At 42.1% G+C, this 17,820-nt stretch carries 16 protein-coding genes and 1 pseudogene; 9 read left to right on the top strand and 8 right to left on the bottom strand.

The genetic code is table 11. The annotated features are described in order from the left end of the window. Positions 1-155: 155 nt before the first annotated feature. Positions 156-1,514: an alanine/glycine:cation symporter family protein gene (locus tag ACN0T8_RS12600; RefSeq protein ID WP_417880973.1), complete on the top strand. Its 1,359-nt coding sequence runs from the start codon at positions 156-158 to the stop codon at positions 1,512-1,514. Between the two features lie 40 nt (positions 1,515-1,554). Then, positions 1,555-2,688 carry a glycine cleavage system aminomethyltransferase GcvT gene (gene gcvT / locus ACN0T8_RS12595; protein WP_417880972.1) on the top strand — a complete coding sequence of 378 codons (1,134 nt, stop codon included), beginning with the start codon at positions 1,555-1,557 and terminating at the stop codon, positions 2,686-2,688. Positions 2,689-2,702: 14 nt separating this feature from the next. Here gcvT and ACN0T8_RS12590 read toward each other — a convergent pair whose 3' ends face one another. Next, a complete protein-coding gene (locus tag ACN0T8_RS12590; RefSeq protein WP_417880971.1) occupies positions 2,703-4,397 on the bottom strand; it encodes a pseudouridine synthase in 1,695 nt (564 codons plus the stop codon). Positions 4,398-4,877: 480 nt separating this feature from the next. On the opposite strand from ACN0T8_RS12590, the gene ACN0T8_RS12585 reads away from it, so the two are divergent. Together ACN0T8_RS12585 and ACN0T8_RS12580 are read left to right on the top strand one after the other, a co-directional pair. Continuing rightward, complete coding sequence (locus tag ACN0T8_RS12585) at positions 4,878-5,891, top strand: alpha/beta hydrolase family protein (RefSeq protein WP_417880970.1); 1,014 nt, start codon at positions 4,878-4,880, stop codon at positions 5,889-5,891. A gap of 51 nt (positions 5,892-5,942) precedes the next feature. Next, positions 5,943-6,254: pseudogene (locus tag ACN0T8_RS12580) on the top strand (transposase). 206 nt (positions 6,255-6,460) lie between these two features. Here the strand turns inward: ACN0T8_RS12580 and fruA are convergent. The 3 genes from fruA to fruB are packed head-to-tail and all read right to left on the bottom strand — an operon-like array spanning position 6,461 to position 10,337. Continuing rightward, positions 6,461-8,191, bottom strand: coding sequence for a PTS fructose transporter subunit IIBC (gene fruA / locus ACN0T8_RS12575; protein ID WP_417880969.1), 1,731 nt, complete (start codon positions 8,189-8,191; stop codon positions 6,461-6,463). An 18-nt stretch (positions 8,192-8,209) separates the two neighbouring features. Then, positions 8,210-9,193 carry a 1-phosphofructokinase gene (pfkB, locus tag ACN0T8_RS12570; protein WP_417880968.1) on the bottom strand — a complete coding sequence of 328 codons (984 nt, stop codon included), beginning with the start codon at positions 9,191-9,193 and terminating at the stop codon, positions 8,210-8,212. 10 nt (positions 9,194-9,203) lie between these two features. Further along, positions 9,204-10,337 (bottom strand): fused PTS fructose transporter subunit IIA/HPr protein, encoded by a 1,134-nt coding sequence (fruB, locus tag ACN0T8_RS12565; protein WP_417880967.1) that lies wholly within the window; start codon positions 10,335-10,337, stop codon positions 9,204-9,206. 310 nt (positions 10,338-10,647) lie between these two features. Here fruB and cra point away from each other — a divergent pair, with 310 nt between their 5' ends. Together cra and ACN0T8_RS12555 are read left to right on the top strand one after the other, a co-directional pair. Continuing rightward, positions 10,648-11,643, top strand: coding sequence for a catabolite repressor/activator (gene cra / locus ACN0T8_RS12560; protein WP_417880966.1), 996 nt, complete (start codon positions 10,648-10,650; stop codon positions 11,641-11,643). 111 nt (positions 11,644-11,754) lie between these two features. Then, positions 11,755-13,083: a DEAD/DEAH box helicase gene (locus ACN0T8_RS12555; RefSeq protein ID WP_417880965.1), complete on the top strand. Its 1,329-nt coding sequence runs from the start codon at positions 11,755-11,757 to the stop codon at positions 13,081-13,083. 148 nt (positions 13,084-13,231) lie between these two features. Here the strand turns inward: ACN0T8_RS12555 and ACN0T8_RS12550 are convergent, their stop codons facing one another. Together ACN0T8_RS12550 and ACN0T8_RS12545 are read right to left on the bottom strand one after the other, a co-directional pair. Then, positions 13,232-13,879, bottom strand: coding sequence for a DUF2057 family protein (locus ACN0T8_RS12550; RefSeq protein ID WP_417880964.1), 648 nt, complete (start codon positions 13,877-13,879; stop codon positions 13,232-13,234). A gap of 108 nt (positions 13,880-13,987) precedes the next feature. Then, positions 13,988-14,311, bottom strand: a complete 324-nt coding sequence (locus ACN0T8_RS12545; RefSeq protein ID WP_417880963.1) for a DUF496 family protein — start codon at positions 14,309-14,311, stop codon at positions 13,988-13,990. Between the two features lie 459 nt (positions 14,312-14,770). On the opposite strand from ACN0T8_RS12545, the gene ACN0T8_RS12540 reads away from it, so the two are divergent. The 3 genes from ACN0T8_RS12540 to ACN0T8_RS12530 are packed head-to-tail and all read left to right on the top strand — an operon-like array spanning position 14,771 to position 15,946. Then, the gene (locus ACN0T8_RS12540; protein WP_417880962.1) at positions 14,771-14,980 is read left to right on the top strand and encodes a hypothetical protein; all 210 of its coding nucleotides are present in this window, start codon (positions 14,771-14,773) and stop codon (positions 14,978-14,980) included. Positions 14,981-15,013: 33 nt separating this feature from the next. Continuing rightward, positions 15,014-15,670, top strand: coding sequence for a YceH family protein (locus ACN0T8_RS12535; protein WP_417880961.1), 657 nt, complete (start codon positions 15,014-15,016; stop codon positions 15,668-15,670). A 3-nt stretch (positions 15,671-15,673) separates the two neighbouring features. Next, positions 15,674-15,946, top strand: a complete 273-nt coding sequence (locus tag ACN0T8_RS12530) for a GIY-YIG nuclease family protein (protein WP_417880960.1) — start codon at positions 15,674-15,676, stop codon at positions 15,944-15,946. A 13-nt stretch (positions 15,947-15,959) separates the two neighbouring features. Here ACN0T8_RS12530 and cobA read toward each other — a convergent pair whose 3' ends face one another. Together cobA and nirC are read right to left on the bottom strand one after the other, a co-directional pair. Next, positions 15,960-16,715 (bottom strand): uroporphyrinogen-III C-methyltransferase, encoded by a 756-nt coding sequence (gene cobA / locus ACN0T8_RS12525; RefSeq protein ID WP_417880959.1) that lies wholly within the window; start codon positions 16,713-16,715, stop codon positions 15,960-15,962. A 133-nt stretch (positions 16,716-16,848) separates the two neighbouring features. Next, positions 16,849-17,664 (bottom strand): nitrite transporter NirC, encoded by an 816-nt coding sequence (nirC, locus tag ACN0T8_RS12520; RefSeq protein ID WP_417880958.1) that lies wholly within the window; start codon positions 17,662-17,664, stop codon positions 16,849-16,851. Positions 17,665-17,820 lie beyond the last annotated feature (156 nt).

Genomic DNA, 17,820 nt, shown 5'->3' with positions numbered 1-17,820 from the left:
CACAATTTTATGATTCTTACTAGGTACGATCGTTTTTCATGCTTATTATGAAATCATTCAGAGTATGCTCTATGGAGTGGTTTTTGCATGGCTCTGGTTCGATTTGTGTTCTTGTTGTGGGCATAAGTGAATAATCATAAGAGAAAGGACTTCATATGGAAGCGTTAACCAATTTTATTTCTGCTATTAATGGGGTTGTCTGGGGCGTCCCAATGCTGGTTATTATTTTAGGTGTCGGGTTATTTTTAATGCTCGGTCTAAGATTTATGCCAATCTTAAAACTACCGCAAGGTTTTAAGTTGTTATGGAATGGGCGCACCAGTTCATCGGAAGGGGACATTACGCCATTTAACGCCTTAATGACTTCGCTTTCTGCCACTATTGGTACCGGTAATATTGCTGGTGTGGCAACCGCCATTGCACTCGGTGGTCCAGGTGCATTGTTTTGGATGTGGTGTACTGCGTTAGTCGGTATGGCAACTAAATATTCAGAAGCGGTATGTGCGGTGACGTACCGTGAAAAAGATGAATATGGGAATTATGTCGGTGGCCCGATGTATTACATCAAAAACGGTTTATCGAAAAAATGGACATGGCTAGGAACGCTATTCGCCATTTTTGGTGCAATTGCCGGTTTTGGTATTGGGAATGGTGTACAAGCTAACTCGGTTGCAGATGCATTAGATAGTAATTTTGGTGTCTCTCCTGTGATCACTGGCGTTGTGTTAATGTTGTTGGTTGGTCTGGTTCTTATCGGTGGTATCAAACGTATTTCTGAAGTGGCGGGTAAGCTGGTTCCTCTAATGGCGTTGTTTTATATCGTTGCCGGTCTAGGGGTAATGATTGCCCATATTTCAGATATTCCAGCCGCATTTGCTTTGATCATCGAAAGTGCCTTTAGCCCAGTAGCGGCACAAGGTGGCTTTGCTGGTGCAGCGGTTTGGGCTGCTATTCGTTTTGGTGTGGCTCGTGGTGTGTTCTCCAATGAAGCCGGTTTAGGTTCTGCGCCGATTGCTCACGCAGCCGCAAAAACCAAGAACCCAGTGAAACAAGGTTTGGTTGCGATGCTCGGTACTTTCATTGATACCATCATCGTATGTTCAATTACCGGTTTTGCGATCATTTTGTCTGGCGAATGGATGTCGGGCGAAACAGGCGCATCGTTAACGTCAAGTGCGTTTGGTAGTACTTTCTCGTTTGGTAATGTGATTGTGGCTATCGCGTTGGCTATTTTTGCTTTCACGACTATTTTGGGTTGGAGCTTCTATTGTGAGAAATGTGTCCAATTCTTATTTGGTACCAAAGCGATTAAACCGTTTCGTATTGTATGGGTACTTGCCGTGCCAGTTGGTGCGATGAGCTCATTAAACTTTATTTGGCTACTGGCCGATACCATGAACGCTATGATGGCGATTCCAAACTTAATTGCCTTGGTGTTACTAAGCCCAGTGGTATTTAAATTAACTCGTGACTATTTCTCAGGGAAAGACGTCACAATTAAAGAAACGAAATAGTTTCGGCTGTTATCAATGGCGTGAGCCTGATGGAGGATAAATGACAGATCAACATACTTCAGACGTATGTCTAAAAACACCTTTGTATGATGTACATGTAGAGGCTGGGGCAAAAATGGTGCCATTTGCGGGCTATGAAATGCCAGTGCAGTATCCACTTGGGGTTAAAAAAGAGCATTTGCATACTCGTGATGCAGCCGGTCTTTTTGATGTTTCTCATATGGGGCAATTACGTTTGAGAGGAGAAGGTGCAGCTGCGGCGTTAGAAGCACTTGTGCCAGTTGATATTATCGATCTTCCATCAGGTAAACAGCGCTATGCGTTCTTTACTAATGATCAAGGTGGCATTATGGATGATCTTATGGTGGCAAACCTTGGAGATCATCTTTTTGTGGTAGTCAATGCGGCGTGTAAAGAGCAAGACATTGCTCATTTGCAAACGAACCTACCGCAAGGTGTGGAACTTGAAGTGATTGAAGATCGTGCATTATTAGCTTTGCAAGGTCCGAAAGCGGCAGAGGTGTTAGCACGTTTTCAACCACAAGTGGTTGAGATGCTGTTTATGGATGTGCAAGTGATCGATATCGATGGCGTAGAATGCATTATTAGCCGTTCAGGTTACACAGGTGAAGATGGCTACGAAATTTCGGTTCCTAGTGATAAAGCGGCGGAATTGGCGAATAAGCTGACTGCTTGTGAAGAAGTGGAATGGATTGGCTTAGGTGCACGTGATTCATTGCGTTTAGAATGTGGTTTGTGCTTATATGGTCATGATCTTGATACGACCACTACACCAGTTGAAGCAAGCCTATTATGGGGCATTAGCAAACCGCGTCGTGCTGATGGTGAACGTGCTGGTGGTTTTCCTGGCGCTGATATCATTCTTGAGCAAATTGCTACAAAAGCGGTCAGACGTAAACGTGTTGGCTTGGTTGGACAAACCAAAGCGCCGGTGCGAGAAGGCTGTAAACTGTTTGATGCTGATGATAATGAAATAGGTATTGTGACGAGTGGTACTGCAGGTCCAACTGCTGGAAAACCGGTTTCAATGGCCTATGTTGCTACTGAGTTTGCAGTCATTGGCACTGAGATTTTTGCGGATGTACGTGGTAAAAAACTACCAATGACAGTCGAAAAAATGCCGTTTGTGCCTCAGAGATATTATCGCGGTTAATTGTTGTTAATTAATTAAAACCCAGTTTTTACCTCAAATACCATTCTCTCTTTGGTATAGGGATGATCAAAAGCCAATTGTTGCGCATGTAAATGCAGACGGTTGGCTTTTTCTCCATATAGGTCATCACCTGTGATAGGCATGTTTAAACCATTTTGATGGGCACAATGGACCCTTAACTGATGAGTTCGGCCAGTTTTCGGGTAGAGATACACCTTACTTTTTTCTAAACCATTAATGGTTAGTGTTTCGACTAATTGCCAATGGGTTTGCGCTGGTTTTCCGTACTCAAAACACACCATTTGTCTTGGTCTGTCTTCTAAATCGCCGCACAACGGTAAATCAATATCACCACTGGTTTCTGATAATTTCCCATCCAGTAGTGCGACATATTTTTTTTCGACACCACGGGTAATAAATTGTTTTTGTAGGCCTTTATTGGCACGTTTGGTCAGTGCAAAAACCAGTAAACCAGACGTCGACATATCCAGGCGGTGCAGTACAAATGGACCTTCTACATCAGGGTAGAGTGCTTGCAAGCGAGTGTAGACTGAATCTTTTACATTCACACCGGGTACCGATAAGAACTCTGCGGGTTTGTTGACGACTACTATCGCTTCATCTTGATAAATAATGTCGATGTCTTGGCCTTCAGCGTGATTCTTAAGCAGAGGATTTTCGTCGAGTTCAATACCTTCTAGCATGTGAGAAAGAATAGGATGACATTTACTTTGGCAAGCAGGGTAGTATTTCTTATGTTGGCGAATTTCCGACTTCGGTGAGGCTCCCCACCAAAATTCAGCCAAACAAATAGGCGTAAAGCCATGCGCGAAAGCATATTGTAGAAGCTTAGGCGCAGCACATTCTCCTGAGCCTGCTGGTGGCGTTGGATTGGCGGTAGTCTCGAAAATATCCAGTAGCGATTTGGATTGTTGGTCTTGATTGAGAAATTGGTACTGAGCAAATAATTCTCGTTGTAGTTTGGCAGATTGTTGTTTGCGATCTTGTTTTAATCGTTCGATCACTGCCACTTTTTGCTGTAGCTGTTGTTCCGCTTCTTCTATTTGCTGTTGCCAATGCGCTTTTAAGTGCTTTTGTTGTGCTTTTTCTGCCACGCTTTGTTTGCCTAAATCCGCAAAGATAGCTTGTAAGTCTTGATCGTCAATCTGGTTATTTTGATGTTGGTTTTCGGCTTGTTTGCGTAATGCTTTTCTTTGCTTGCGGCTTTCTACTATCGAAAGGCGTAATGCTTCTATTTCTTGTTGTGCTTGCTGGTTAAAATCACGGATAGTTTGTTGTAATAAAGCAAGTTCAGGCTCTGATTCAAGCTGTTTAATTCTATGGTTTATTTTATTAATCGGCGCAGTGCCTTCAAGGAAAAAGCTGCCTTCGGTAAGCATATCAAAAACTGGTGGTACAAAATGAGGAAGGTGATTCTTCTCAGCCAGTTTGCCAGAAAATGCCGATAAAAAACCAAGTTCTTCTTGAGCGTTTTTTACCACTAGTACCCCAAACATTTTACCGGCTTCCTTGCGGCTTTCTTCAAAACCAAAGTCATGTTGCCAATCCGCTTGAGACTCTAAATACTGCTGTAGTTGTTTGGCGGCAATTTGGCTTAATGGATGTGGCTCATAGCAAAATGGAAAGGTGAACTTTTCTGGTAAGTCGATATCAGAAACGTCAGTAGTAAAAGCGGTGAAACAAGACATAGCAGCGACTCGAATTAAATAAACGGAGCAATTGTACTGATTTCATATTGGAATACCAATTTATACCCTTGGTGTTGGAGGATATTAAAGCTTACAAATGACAATAAAGTTCAAAATGTTTTGTCGCTGTTGTAGCAACTTACCTTTTGTTCTACAAGTTTTTCCCAAAGTAGTTTAGCGTAACTAACCCATCCAGCTTCCCTTCGATGCATTTGACTAAACAGAAAGGAAGTACAAAGAACGCCCTCCCTTTACCAATGAAAAATACTTGGCATCAAGATTTACAGCCAAGGGAGGGCGGATGTGACTTATTTACGTCTAAGAGTGTGTTGGAGCAGTCCATAGCAAACACTTGCTTTGGATTACTCGACTCCGAGTAACTTTATTGCTATGTTTGGCAAAAATATATGAATAATTTCCTGCACATTATTTCCCATATGTCGTACTGAGTAATATCTTGATAGGTTGAGGGAAGGAAAAATGAAAGCCAATATAATAATGTTGTTTCTACTCAGTACCTTGTGTGTCAGTGTTAGTGCGAAGCAGCCAAAATACCATTCTGGGCTAACAGTCAAAACGGTATTCAGCGAAGACAGAGACAAATATGTAGAAGTCTATTACTGGTATCCTACAACGAACGAAAAAAACAATTTCACGTTTGGCAGGGGGAACATTTTTAAATCAGTCGAAACGCAGTTAGATGCCCCGTTAGCAAGTGGAAAATTTCCCGTTGTGCTTTTGTCGCAGGGTGGAATACGGTCAGCATTTTCCCACAGTGGTTGGATAGCCTCGAGCCTGGCGCAACAAGGTTATGTCGTTGTTGTACCAAAGCCTCCTGCACCGAACGAAATCAATGCAGAAATGGCTGTTGATGAAATCACATTCAGGACTAGTGATTTGGTGCTTGGGCTGAATGAATTAAGTTCGGTCGAGATATTGTCCGGAGGTGTAGATACTGATGAAGTGCAGGGGGTCGGCTTTTTTCTGGGCGGCACATCTATGCTGATGCTCTCCGGTGCACAGATAAGCCCCGAAAAATACCGAACATCGTGTCACAACGCCACCAATGTAGACTGTCATTGGTTACGTGAAAATAACGTTGATATTACCAACACCCCGGATCAAAAATTCCCCCGGTTTCAGTCTGAAAACAAACTGAAATCGGTCGTCGTTATCAACCCTGAGTTAACGAAAACCTTTGCCTCCAAAACTCTGGCCTTGATGAACAATACCATCACCGTAATGACACTTTCTGCCTCGCAACATCCCGCACTGACACCTGCTAAATCACTCGTTGCTCTTCCCAATGTGACACATCAAGAAATCCCCAGTGCAACTCAGTTTAGTGCGTTCGCAGAATGTACTGAACGTGGCATTAAAATTCTTGCATCAGAAGGAGAAGAAGCACTTTGCTATGAACGTGACGAGGTGTCCAGAAAGGATAATCACCAATACATTTTGGATGTGATTTTGGCTGGGTTAACAAAGTCATAAGAATAGCAACAATGCGGAGCTTCTTACGCATTGTCTGCTTGAACCAGTGATATGTGTAGAGATTTATGGGGAAATCTCTACGGAGATAAGGGCTACGTATCAGAAATATTACATGATGAATTCGCTCAAAAAGAGAGTAACTTTATCACTGGTTCTAGGAAAAATATGAAACCTAAGGCTATGAAGTTATAGGGTAAGTTAATGTTACGGAAGAGGTTTATTACCGAAGCTGTGTTTGACCAATTAAAAAACATCTCCCAGATAGAGCATACTAGACACAGAAACTGTATTAGCTTCATGGTGAATTTAGTCGCAGGATTAATTGTTTATACTTTTCAAGAAAAAAGCCGAGTATTAAAGTGACTCGGCTAGAAAAGCAATTTCTTATGCAGATCTGAGGTTAAACACATACTTTGCAAAAATATAAAGAGAGATAGATTAAATTTTGAGATCTTTATGGATCTGATGGGTATATTTATTTGAAAACAAAAAAACCGCGAGCCATGCAATATGACTCGCGGTTTACACTGTAAAGTGATGGCTAGAATTTAAGTTAAGCAACTAATCAATTAAGCCGTAACTGCCTGAGCTTCAGCCTTGTTTTTTAAGAAGGCATAAGTCACGCCGGTTACTACCGTACCGGCAATAATTGCCACAAGGTATAAAAGCACAGGACTAATTGCATTTGGAATTAATAATACAAACAAGCCGCCGTGTGGTGCCATTAGTTTTGCACCAAATAGCATAGAAAGTGCGCCGGTTAATGCGCCGCCCGCCATACAGCTTGGGATTACGCGCATTGGATCTTTCGCAGCAAATGGAATCGCACCTTCTGTGATAAAGCACAGACCCAGAACAAAAGATGCTTTACCAGCTTCACGTTCAGATTGAGCAAATTTATCTTTGGCTAAGAATGTCGCTAGGCCCATACCTAGCGCTGGAACCATACCTGCGGCCATTACCGCTGCCATTGGTGCGTAAGTTTGCGATGCTAATAGACCAACCCCAAATGTGTAAGCGGCTTTGTTGATTGGGCCACCTAAGTCGAAACACATCATACAGCCTAGGATAATACCAAGTAGTACTGCGTTAGCTGAACCCATATTATTTAGGAATTCAGTCATTGCGGTCATAATGCCTGAAACCGGGCCACCGACAATGTAGATCATCACAAGACCCGTAAATAAGCTCGCTAATAATGGAATGATCAGAATTGGTTTTAACGCTTCCATTGATTGCGGTAGCTTCACTTTCTCAGCAATAAATTTAGCTGCGTAACCGGCTAGGAAACCGGCAATGATACCGCCGATGAAGCCTGCACCTGTTGAGCTAGCAAGCATACCGCCAATTAAACCAGGAGCTAAACCCGGGCGATCGGCAATGGAGAATGCAATGAACCCCGCCAGAACCGGGATCATTAATGCAAAGGCTGAACCTCCACCAATTGTCATTAAGGCTGCCGCTAGCGTCCCTTCTTCTTTAAAGGCTTCGATACCGAAAACGAATGAGAGAGCAATTGCCAAACCACCGGCAACCACTAATGGCAGCATGTGAGAAACACCGGTCATTAAGTGCTTGTAGACGCCAGCTTTTTCTTCTGAAGATGCACTAGAAGAACTTGATTGTTGACCGGCTTGATGTGGTGTAGCTTGCTCAAAAGCTTTGGCAAATTCTTGTTCGGTTTTCTTTAAAGCCAAACCTGTGCTGGTTTTGTATAACTTTTTACCTACAAATCTGTCCAATGGTACTTCGATATCTGCTGCAATTATGACGAGATCAGCCTCGGCAATATCTTGATCGGTCAGTTGATTTTTTGCACCAACTGAACCACGAGTTTCTACTTTAATTTTGTGACCAAGTTTCGCACCGGTTTCTTCTAGCGCTTCCGCTGCCATGAAGGTGTGAGCGACACCCGTAGGGCAAGCGGTAATCGCGACGATCTTAGCTTGACTATTAGTTTGTGGTTGCTCAGTAGGTGTGGAGCATTGCTCTAATACGCTTGCTTGCTTAACGGCATTTTCAAGCCAAGCTTGTGCATCATTCAAGCTAGAGTTGATATCACCTTGGTACACTTTCTTGCCGACAAAACGCGTCGTATCAACGGCAGTATTGGCTGCAATGACGATCACTTCAGCGCGATCAATTTGTTCTTGAGTTAGTTCGCTACCAGGAATGAGGGAAGACTGGCATTCAATGATTGAATTCCAGTTTAATGCTTTAGTTGCTTGTTCTAGTACACCAGCGGCGATAATGCTGTTGGCAACGCCACTTGGGCATGCAGTTATAATGGCAATATTCATAGGATATCCTTAGCTCTTCTATATACGAGAGTTCGTTTCAGTGCGAATTTTTTGTTGTAGGTTTTTCACGGTATTAAGGTCGGTTACGCCAACGCCTGTTTGAGTAACCGCTAATGCTGATAATGCTGTAGCAAAGCTTAGAATTTGCTGTTGTGGCCAATTGTCTTTGTCCAAATCTTGGTTAATGTGCCCCCAAATCAGTCCAGCAACCAAAGTGTCACCAGCACCTACTGTGCTCACTACTGCCATTTTGGGCGGCTTAGCTTGTAGCCATTGACCTTGGTTTAGCCACATCACGCCTTTAGAACCCATGGATACCACAATGTTGTCGATGCCTTTTGATTCCAAAGTTTGCGCGGCTTGCTGGTAATCTTCGATGCTATGTAGCTCTTTTCCAATTAGATCTGAAAGCTCTTCATCATTGGGCTTAATGAGCCAAGGGTGAGAATTCAGACCTGCTTTTAGTGCCTGACGACTACTATCAAAAATCACTTTTTTGCCTTTTTGATGTAGCGATTCAATCCACTGGGCACAAAGCTCTGGACTAATGCCACGGGGTAGGCTACCCGCCATCACAAAGTAATCATGATCATTGGCAAGCTCATCAAGGGTGGCTTCGAAAGCTTCAATAGCGGTTTGATCGACTTCGACACCAGGGAAGTTAATGTCACTTACCTCACTGGCTTGATCGACCAATTTGACATTGATACGAGTGGCTCCAGAGACGCGAATAAAACGGTCGTTGGCGTTAATTTCTTTGAATAACTGACAAAATGCTTCTTGGTTATCGGCACCTAAGAAACCAGTGACCGTCACATCTGCACCTAAATCAGAAAGTACTTTCGCGACATTGACGCCTTTACCTGCAGGGTGCAATGTGCTGCTCGATACTAGGCTGACACTACCAACGCTGAGGTTATCGGTTAACTGACCAGTTAAATCAAGGGCCGGGTTTAAGGTAATCGTGACCACTTTTTTAGATGACGTTTTTTTGATAGACATACCAACTTCCTTAACCTTCACCAAGGCCTGATTCAATCGCTTTACCAATCGAAGTGAGTGCTAACTCGGCATCGGTACCATCGGCAGTAAATTGCAGACGGTGACCATGTTTTACCCCTAATGCGATCACTTTCATTAAGCTTTTAGCATTCACACTGCCGCCTTCGCCATCTAAGTTTTCAACGCGAATCGTAGATTCAAACTTCTTAGCTTCGGCTACTAACATCGCGCCAGGGCGAGCGTGCAAGCCGTGAGTGTTTTTGATTTTAAATACGGCTGTGTTGGCCGCATCTTCATTGATTTCTGGTGCTTTTTCAGTGAGGTCGAATAGCTCAAGTAAGTGATTGATATCTGAATCTAAAATGTCATTTTGACGCTGGGATAAAATCAATTGAGTTAATTTATCTAGTAGAGGTTTATGACTTGCATTACAAGCAGCAAAGGCAATTAATCCTTTAACTGGCTTACCTTCAAATTCACAATCATTAGCGGTTGAAACAAATGACATGGCAGAGCGATGCACGCCGGCACCACCGCTGATTAACCATAAGCCATTGCCTAATTCAGTTGGTGCTTTGGTGATGATCTCAGAAATATATTCATCAGTTGTGCAACCTGTATTGCGGAGTAGACCACCGGCAACGGCTGTCATTTGCAGCATATCGCTGGCTGGAAATTTCAATTGAATTAATGAAGCATCAAAATCTGCAGTAAGTTGAGTTTGGCCACTTAATATATCGATGATGTCTTGCTCCGTTTTGGCATTTTTTAGTGCCGTTTCCACACCATCGGCTGATAGGACTTTCGTTAACTGTTTTAAAATGCCTAAGTGTTCGTCAGATTTTGCAGCAATACCAATCGCGACATAAACCGTACCATTTCCCCAATCCACACCTGCTGGGAAGTGGTGAACGCTTACGCCGGTTTTTTGTACTAGGCCACGTGTATCAGTCGTACCGTGTGGAATGGCGATACCGTTACCTAAAAAGGTCGAAGATTGTTCTTCACGGGTCAGCATGCCTTTGACATATCCAGACTCCACATAACCTTGTTGAGTTAACGTCGCGGCAATATTCTTAATTGCCGTTGATTTATCTGATGCCGATTGTGTCAGCGTCACTTCTTGAGTGGTGATAGTTAGCATGATACGTCTCTCTTTTAGCCGTATTAATAATTAACGGTCGAAATTATTTTTGATTGTGCTGAATCGATTCAGCTTTAAAGTGAAAAAATTCAGCAAATGTTAATTGCTTTGCCACGTATTGATAAAGTTACTTATATATATTGAGTAATACATAAGAGGTTTTTTCGTTAATGTGACTAAACTTAAAATTTGCTGAATCCTTTCAGCTTTCATACTGAATCGATTCAGCATATAATTCAAATAAGAAAATGATCGAAATAAAAAATTTTTGATCCAGTGCACATAAGCGTGAATAAAAGAGGTTAACCCGATGACGCTTGATGAAATTGCCAAACTCGCAGGAGTATCAAAAACGACAGCGAGCTATGTCATCAATGGTAAAGCGACCAAGTACCGTATTAGTCAAAAAACACAGCAGAAAGTCATGGCTGTAGTCGAAGAGCATCAGTACCAACCTGATCATGCAGCTTCTTCTTTACGCGCCGGGCAAAGCCGTTCATTTGGGCTTGTGATACCGGATTTAGAAAACAGCAGTTATGCGCGTCTCGCTAAATTATTGGAATTTAATTCTCGTCAGGCGGGCTATCAAATTTTGATTGGTAGCTCTGATGACGATCCGGAAACTGAAAAATTAGTGGTCAATGCTTTAGTCAGTCGTCGGATCGATGCGTTATTTGTCGCAAGCTCTCTTCCAGATGCCAATGAGTTTTACACTAACATTCAAACGCGTGGTATTCCGGTGATTGCTCTCGATCGCCCATTAGATGATGAATACTTTAGTTGCGTGATCAGCGAAGATTTTGAGGGGGCTTTAAGTTTGACTGCTTCGGTATTGTTTGATGATGTTACCTCAGTGGGGTTAATTGGTGCATTACCCGATTTGAATATATCCAAAGAACGTCAACTAGGTTTTGAAGCGGCTGTTCGTCAACATAATAAGCCTTTGCAAACGTACGTTGAGTATGGCGCGTTGTTTAATTCTCAATCCGGTCGTTCAGCGATACAAAAATGGCTAGATCAAGGCACGATGCCAGACGCGATCATTACCACTTCTTACACTTTGTTAGAAGGTGTGCTTGATGTGTTATTCGAATACTCAGAACTGATGGGTAAAGTTAAGGTTGCCACTTATGGTGATAATCGTTTATTGGATTTCTTACCGATTAAAATTAACTCGCTATCTCAACGTTTTGAAACCATTGCCGACAGCGCGTTAGAACTTGCCTTGAATGCCTCCGCGAAACGCTATAAGCCTGGAGTAGAGCTGGTGGCGCGTAGGTTGAATGTCAGAAATAGAATGACCTGAATGAATTGAAAACTACCTTGAAGTTACTTGAGGATAAAAGTATGAGGGAGCCACGGATGCCTTATGCTATTATGCACATGAGTTTATTTTTATTTCTTTTGGAGCACCCCTTTGCAGTTTAAAGATCTTGGTTTAGATAATCGTCTACTGAAAAACCTACAACACTACAATTTTGCACAAGCAACGGATATTCAGCGTCAAGCGATCCCAGTTGCGATTGCAGGTAAAGACTTATTGGCTTCATCCAAGACAGGTTCAGGTAAAACATTAGCCTTTGTTTTGCCTATGCTGCATAAAGCGTTAAAAACCAAAGCCTTTTCTGCTAAAGATCCTCGTGGTGTGATTTTGGTCCCAACCCGTGAGCTAGCGAAACAAGTATTCGGTGAGCTAAAAGCCATGCTTGGCGGTCTTTCCTACACTGGCACTTTGATTGTTGGTGGCGAAAACTTTAACGACCAGGTGAAAGCACTACGTAAATATCCGAAATTTATCGTGGCAACACCAGGCCGTTTAGCCGATCACCTTGAGCATCGCTCTTTATATTTAGAAGGGGTTGAAACGCTGATTCTTGATGAAGCTGACCGCATGCTAGATCTAGGTTTTGCTCCAGAATTACGCCGTATTCATAACGCAGCTAAACACCGTCGTCGTCAGACGTTAATGTTCTCAGCAACACTTGATCATGCCGAAGTAAGCGGTTTATCGAATGAAATGCTTAGAGATCCAAAACGTATTTCAATTGGTTTATCAGCAGAAGAACATAAAGATATCGACCAATCATTTTACCTTTGTGATCACCTCGATCATAAAGAAGCGATTCTTGAGCGACTGCTTGAAGAAGCGGAATACAAACAAGTGATTATCTTCACCGCAACTCGTAGTGATACGGAACGCTTAACTACTAAGCTAAATGAGAAACAGCTCAAAGCGGTGGCGTTAAGTGGTGGGTTAAATCAGACTCAGCGTAATAACATCATGAGCCAGTTTGAGCGTGCCGTTCATAAGATTCTTGTAACGACCGATATTGCGTCTCGTGGTCTTGATATTGCAAACGTAACCCACGTGATTAACTTTGATATGCCAAAACATACTGAAGAATACGTACACCGTGTTGGTCGTACGGGGCGTGCTGGCAACAAAGGTACCGCAATCTCATTAGTTGGCCCGAAAGACTGGGTGAGTTTTAAGAACGTCGAAACCTACCTACAGCAAGATTTGACCTTCTCAGTACTTGAAGGTTTGAAAGGTAAATTTAAAGGTATTAAGCCACGTAAACCTTTTGTGAAAAAAGGGGCGGCGAGTACGAAGAAAGTGACTAAGAAATCTAATACGGTTAAGAAGCCAGTCAAACGTGATAAGAGCTTCTATAAGAATGTCGATGTTGGCGAACAAGTTTTCATGATCAAGAAGAAAAAGAAACCAATCGTTGATGATGAATAAAACATTGGCTTAGCCAAATAAAGAAGGGCTTATCTACTTTTAACTAGGAAGAGTAGATAAGCCCTTTTTATACCCTTGGTATTTGAAGCCGCAGTTTTGTTAACGGCGTTCTTTCGCTTTAATGTTACTTTAATTACTGGTTGGGGTATTACTTCGCTTGAATAATCGACTGCAGGAAGCGTTGCTTGGTTTCACTGTCGGCTTTCTCATACCAGTAGTGCAACATTTGTTCTTCAGTGGTTTTGTACTGGCTGTTAGCCGGCATTTTTAGTACGACTGCAGCCGTTGTTGCTGGCATGATGGCTGCTACGCCACCGGTTTTGTTGTAAGCAACGGATTCTTGATCGTAGTTACGACCAAGTTGAACACCCGGCTTTAACAACTTATCTTGTTTTACTTCAATAGCATTTCCATCTTTTTTAACCAATTTCCAATCTGGGTTATGATCAAAGTCTCGTGCGAGATCGGCATTACGGTATTTAGGAAGGTCAAAATTTAACTCAGTATCTGAGGCAGTAAATTTGGTGATGATAGCATCAGTAGTAACGGTTATTTGATCATTACCTTGTTTGAATACTGGGTTGTAACGGAAGACGATTTGGTTTTCACCATTCGGTAAAGTGATAGACTTAGTGCTTGAGAAAAAACCACCTTCAATTTCTGCTTTTTGGCTATTGGCTGCTAATACATCAACTTCAGAAGGGATATTAATGACAACATTAGCGAAAGCGGAAGAACTTAAGCCGAGTAAGACACAAAGTGTTATTGGTTTTAAAAGCACACGTTTCAGAGTCATTATTATTTCCTTGTAGATTTAAGTGATTTCACATAAAGCGCGGTAAAGTTAAATCTCTAGTAACAAAACAAAGGCCTCATAACAGAGGCCCTTTTATATATTAAACCATTACTTATTTTTTGCGTTTGTGTGTTGTAGTTTGTCTGCTTCAGTCAGTTCACGGATTTTTCGACTGATTTCACGGCGTTGTTTAGAAATTTCAGCACCTTTGATGATGTGATCATCAACACGGTCTTCATAATCAGCTTTCATATTCTTGATAATTTCCACGATTTCTTCGTGAGTCATTCCTGCGTGAATGTAATCAAGTAGATTATCTAGTAAATCAACACGTTTACGGTTATCACGAATTTTCTTTTCATTATCAATAATTTCGCGTTTAAGTTTATTTTTGCGACGAGCTTGGTTTACGATTTCAAATACGTTAGCCATAGTTTCTTCCTAATTCTGATGATTAATTAACTTTTCAAATTAAACCATATACCTAACAGACAAAACAGAGTTAAGATCAAAAAAATATACCCAAGTGACTTCAAGGTGCAGGATTCAGAGCTATCATCCAAACCTTGAGGCTGCGTTAAATTGAACAGAGATAGAATCACTATGATCATATTCAATTTGTCTTGCCTAAAGCTTGTTTTATTCTTGCTGAAACTCACACCTTAAAGTCACTTGGGTATATAAGGATAAGCCTAAAAGCATAGTCTTACATTGTGATGAATTGAATTCATTGATACTTACTAGATGAAAAATTCATCAATTATGATGTTTGGGCAGGTTAAATTTTAGTTGAGTGAGGTGTGACCTTGATTTATTCACATACAAAACCAATATCTTAATAATAATATGTTGATCTATACCCAAGTAACTTTATAGATAATCTGATTAAGAATGACAGAGAATAATTCAACAGCAGACAATAAAGCGTCAGTCACGACCGAATCTTGCGACCAAGGTACTGCACAGCAGCGTTTTAGGAAAGCCTATTTAACGTCACGTAAGATGATGCAAAGAATCGATTTAGATTTGAATCGAAGTCAAATTGTCGTCGTGGCAGATAATGGTCGCCAGATCTATCGCCCTTATCGCTGGGATCATTGATGTTATGAGTAACAGGCCCAAGGAATAAACAATATGAATATAGAACTCACCCCAATTGAAGCCAGAATCATTGGTTGTTTAATTGAAAAAGAAGTGACGACTCCTGATTACTACCCACTCACTCTAAATAGCCTTACCACCGCTTGTAATCAAAAAAGCAACCGTGATCCTGTGATGGCATTGAGCGAAGCGGAAGTGATGGATGCTGCAAACGCTTTGATTGATCGCCGCTTAATGACAGATGAAAGTGGTTTTAATAGTCGCGTGTCTAAATTTCGTCATCGTTTTTGTAATACCGAATTTGGCTCATTGAAGTTAACAGACCAAGAGCGTGGCATCGTATGTTGCATGTTATTGCGTGGTGCGCAAACTCCCGGTGAAATCCGTACTCGGACCAATCGCCTATGTGAATTTACTGATGTGAAACAAGTTGAAGCGTTATTGGAGCAAATGGCATCACGTGAAGAAGGGGCTTTAGTAGTGAAATTGCCACGTGAGCCGGGTAAACGTGAATCACGCTATCAACATTTGTTCTGTGGCGAGGTGGATGTTGAATCTTATGCTAATACAGCACCAACATCCGTTTCTTCTAGCCGCAATCAATATGAAGAACGTATCAGCACTTTAGAGCAACAAGTCGCTGAATTGAAAGCACAGGTTGAAGAACTGAAAGCCTTGATCGTAGATTAACGTATGCCAACCACATCTTCTCAACCAACAGAAAAATCTTGGTTCGTGTATTTAATTCGTACACGAACCAAGACGCTTTATTGTGGTATTACGAATGATCTTGAACGTCGGTTTGAGCAACATCAAACGGGTAAAGGTGCTAAGTATTTAAGAGGGAAGGGGCCGCTCTCACTAGTCTGGTCACAACAAGTGGCAGATAAAAGTGCGGCGATTAAAGAAGAAATTCGCATTAAAAAACTGAGTAAAGCAGCAAAAGAAAGTTTTATTACTCAATAGTTATCATCTCGTATTATCGCTCAAACCAATGTAGTTGGTGGTGCAGTGAAACCACGCTACCAACAATGATGAGTGATGGGCTGATGGCTTGAGTTGCTAGTGACTCTAACTCTTTTAATGTGCCTGTTAACACGCGTTGTTGAGGGGTAGTGCCTCGTTCCACAATTGCACATGGGGTTTCATGCGGTAGTCCATTTGCTATTAAGTTTTGGCGAATTACGGGTGCTTGTTTGAGTCCCATATAAAAGACTAAAGTGTGGTTATTTTGCGCCAAACTCGGCCATTGAATATCTTGACCTTCTTTCTTTAAATGCCCAGTAATGAACTGCACACTTTGCGCATGATCGCGATGAGTTAGCGGAATTCCGGCATAAGCACTACAACCTGATGCTGCAGTAATCCCCGGCACGACTTCAAATTCAACGCCATTTTCGACAAGAGTTTCTAGCTCTTCACCGCCACGACCAAAGATAAATGGGTCACCGCCTTTCAAACGCACCACATGCTTATTTTCCAGCGCTTTGTCGACCAATATTTGGTTGATTTGATCTTGCGGCACACAATGATGATTCAGTTTTTTACCCACAAACAATTGCTCTGCATTAGGATTCACTAATGCCATGATTTCCTCTGAAACTAAGCGGTCATAAACCACCACATCCGCTGATTGAACCAAGCGATAAGCTTTCATGGTCAGTAAATCCGGATCGCCAGGACCCGCGCCAACAAGGGAAACGAATGGACGAGCGTTAAAAGAGGTGGCCTGCATAGTGAACTCCGAAAACCGAATAAAGTAGGAGACAATGATTGAGTTTAGTGTAGCGATTCTCGTGACTCGTTGCTCGAACAAGATTTCATCAAAACCAGTGCCGAGTAACGAGCCACGAGTCGCCGAGGAACGTTTACGCTTTTACTTCCTGTACACTCTCAACGTCTTCTTTATCAAAAATCGGACGCTCTGCTTTTGGTGTTGAAATCCAGTAACCAACGCCCATAAAGATCGCACCAGAAACCAAGTTACCTAATGATACCCATAGTAGGTTGTGGCCGATACCCACTAGTGTGAAGGCATCTGAATGGTTACCAAAATAAGAAAGTGCAAAAATAGTCATGTTAGCAATTGAGTGCTCAAAACCTGCGCCGATGAAAGCCAATAAACACCACCAAATAGCGATGAATTTACTGCTGCCTTCAACACGTTGACACATCCAAATTGCTAAACATACTAACCAGTTACATAGAATGCCTTTAAAAAATAGTACACTAGCAGGCGCTGCTGTTTTACCTAGTGCTGCTGCGTGTAAGAAGCTTTTTGCATCTGGTAGAAGATTTCCGCCACCAGCAAGGAAGAATAGGTAAGCAACTAATACGGAGCCGATTAAGTTACCTAGCCAAGTTTGTGGCAAGATGCGCGTATTATCTTTCCAAGAAATTTGGCCAGTTAATGCGCCAAATGCCAAAAACATAGTGTGACCTGTGAACAGTTCAGAGCCAGCAATGATCACCAGTGTTAATGCAATACCAAAAGTTGCGCCCATGACAATTGGACGAATAGAAGGATCAACAAGGTTTCCGAAAGTGAAAATTAAAATAATGCCGATGCCGACATAAGCGCCTGCCATCGCTGAGCTAATCCAAAAACCCAGAGGGTTATTATCAGCAAGCTTGACGATACGAGCCGCGTTGTTCGAGCACTTTTTAATAGTGTCTGCGTACATAATGATTTCCTACAAAAATTAAAGTTTAAATACTAATAGCGATTCAGGATGGAAAGGGAATCGCTATGGATATGGAAACTTATTAACGGTACGCGGTTATCGAATCTCGTTTCTCGAAAGGGCAGTCCGAGAAACGAGTCACGAGATTTCGCAAGT

It is taken from the genome of Vibrio sp., from assembly GCF_048266485.1.
Lineage (GTDB): Bacteria > Pseudomonadota > Gammaproteobacteria > Enterobacterales > Vibrionaceae > Vibrio.
This window is presented reverse-complemented; position numbering and strand designations above follow the sequence as displayed.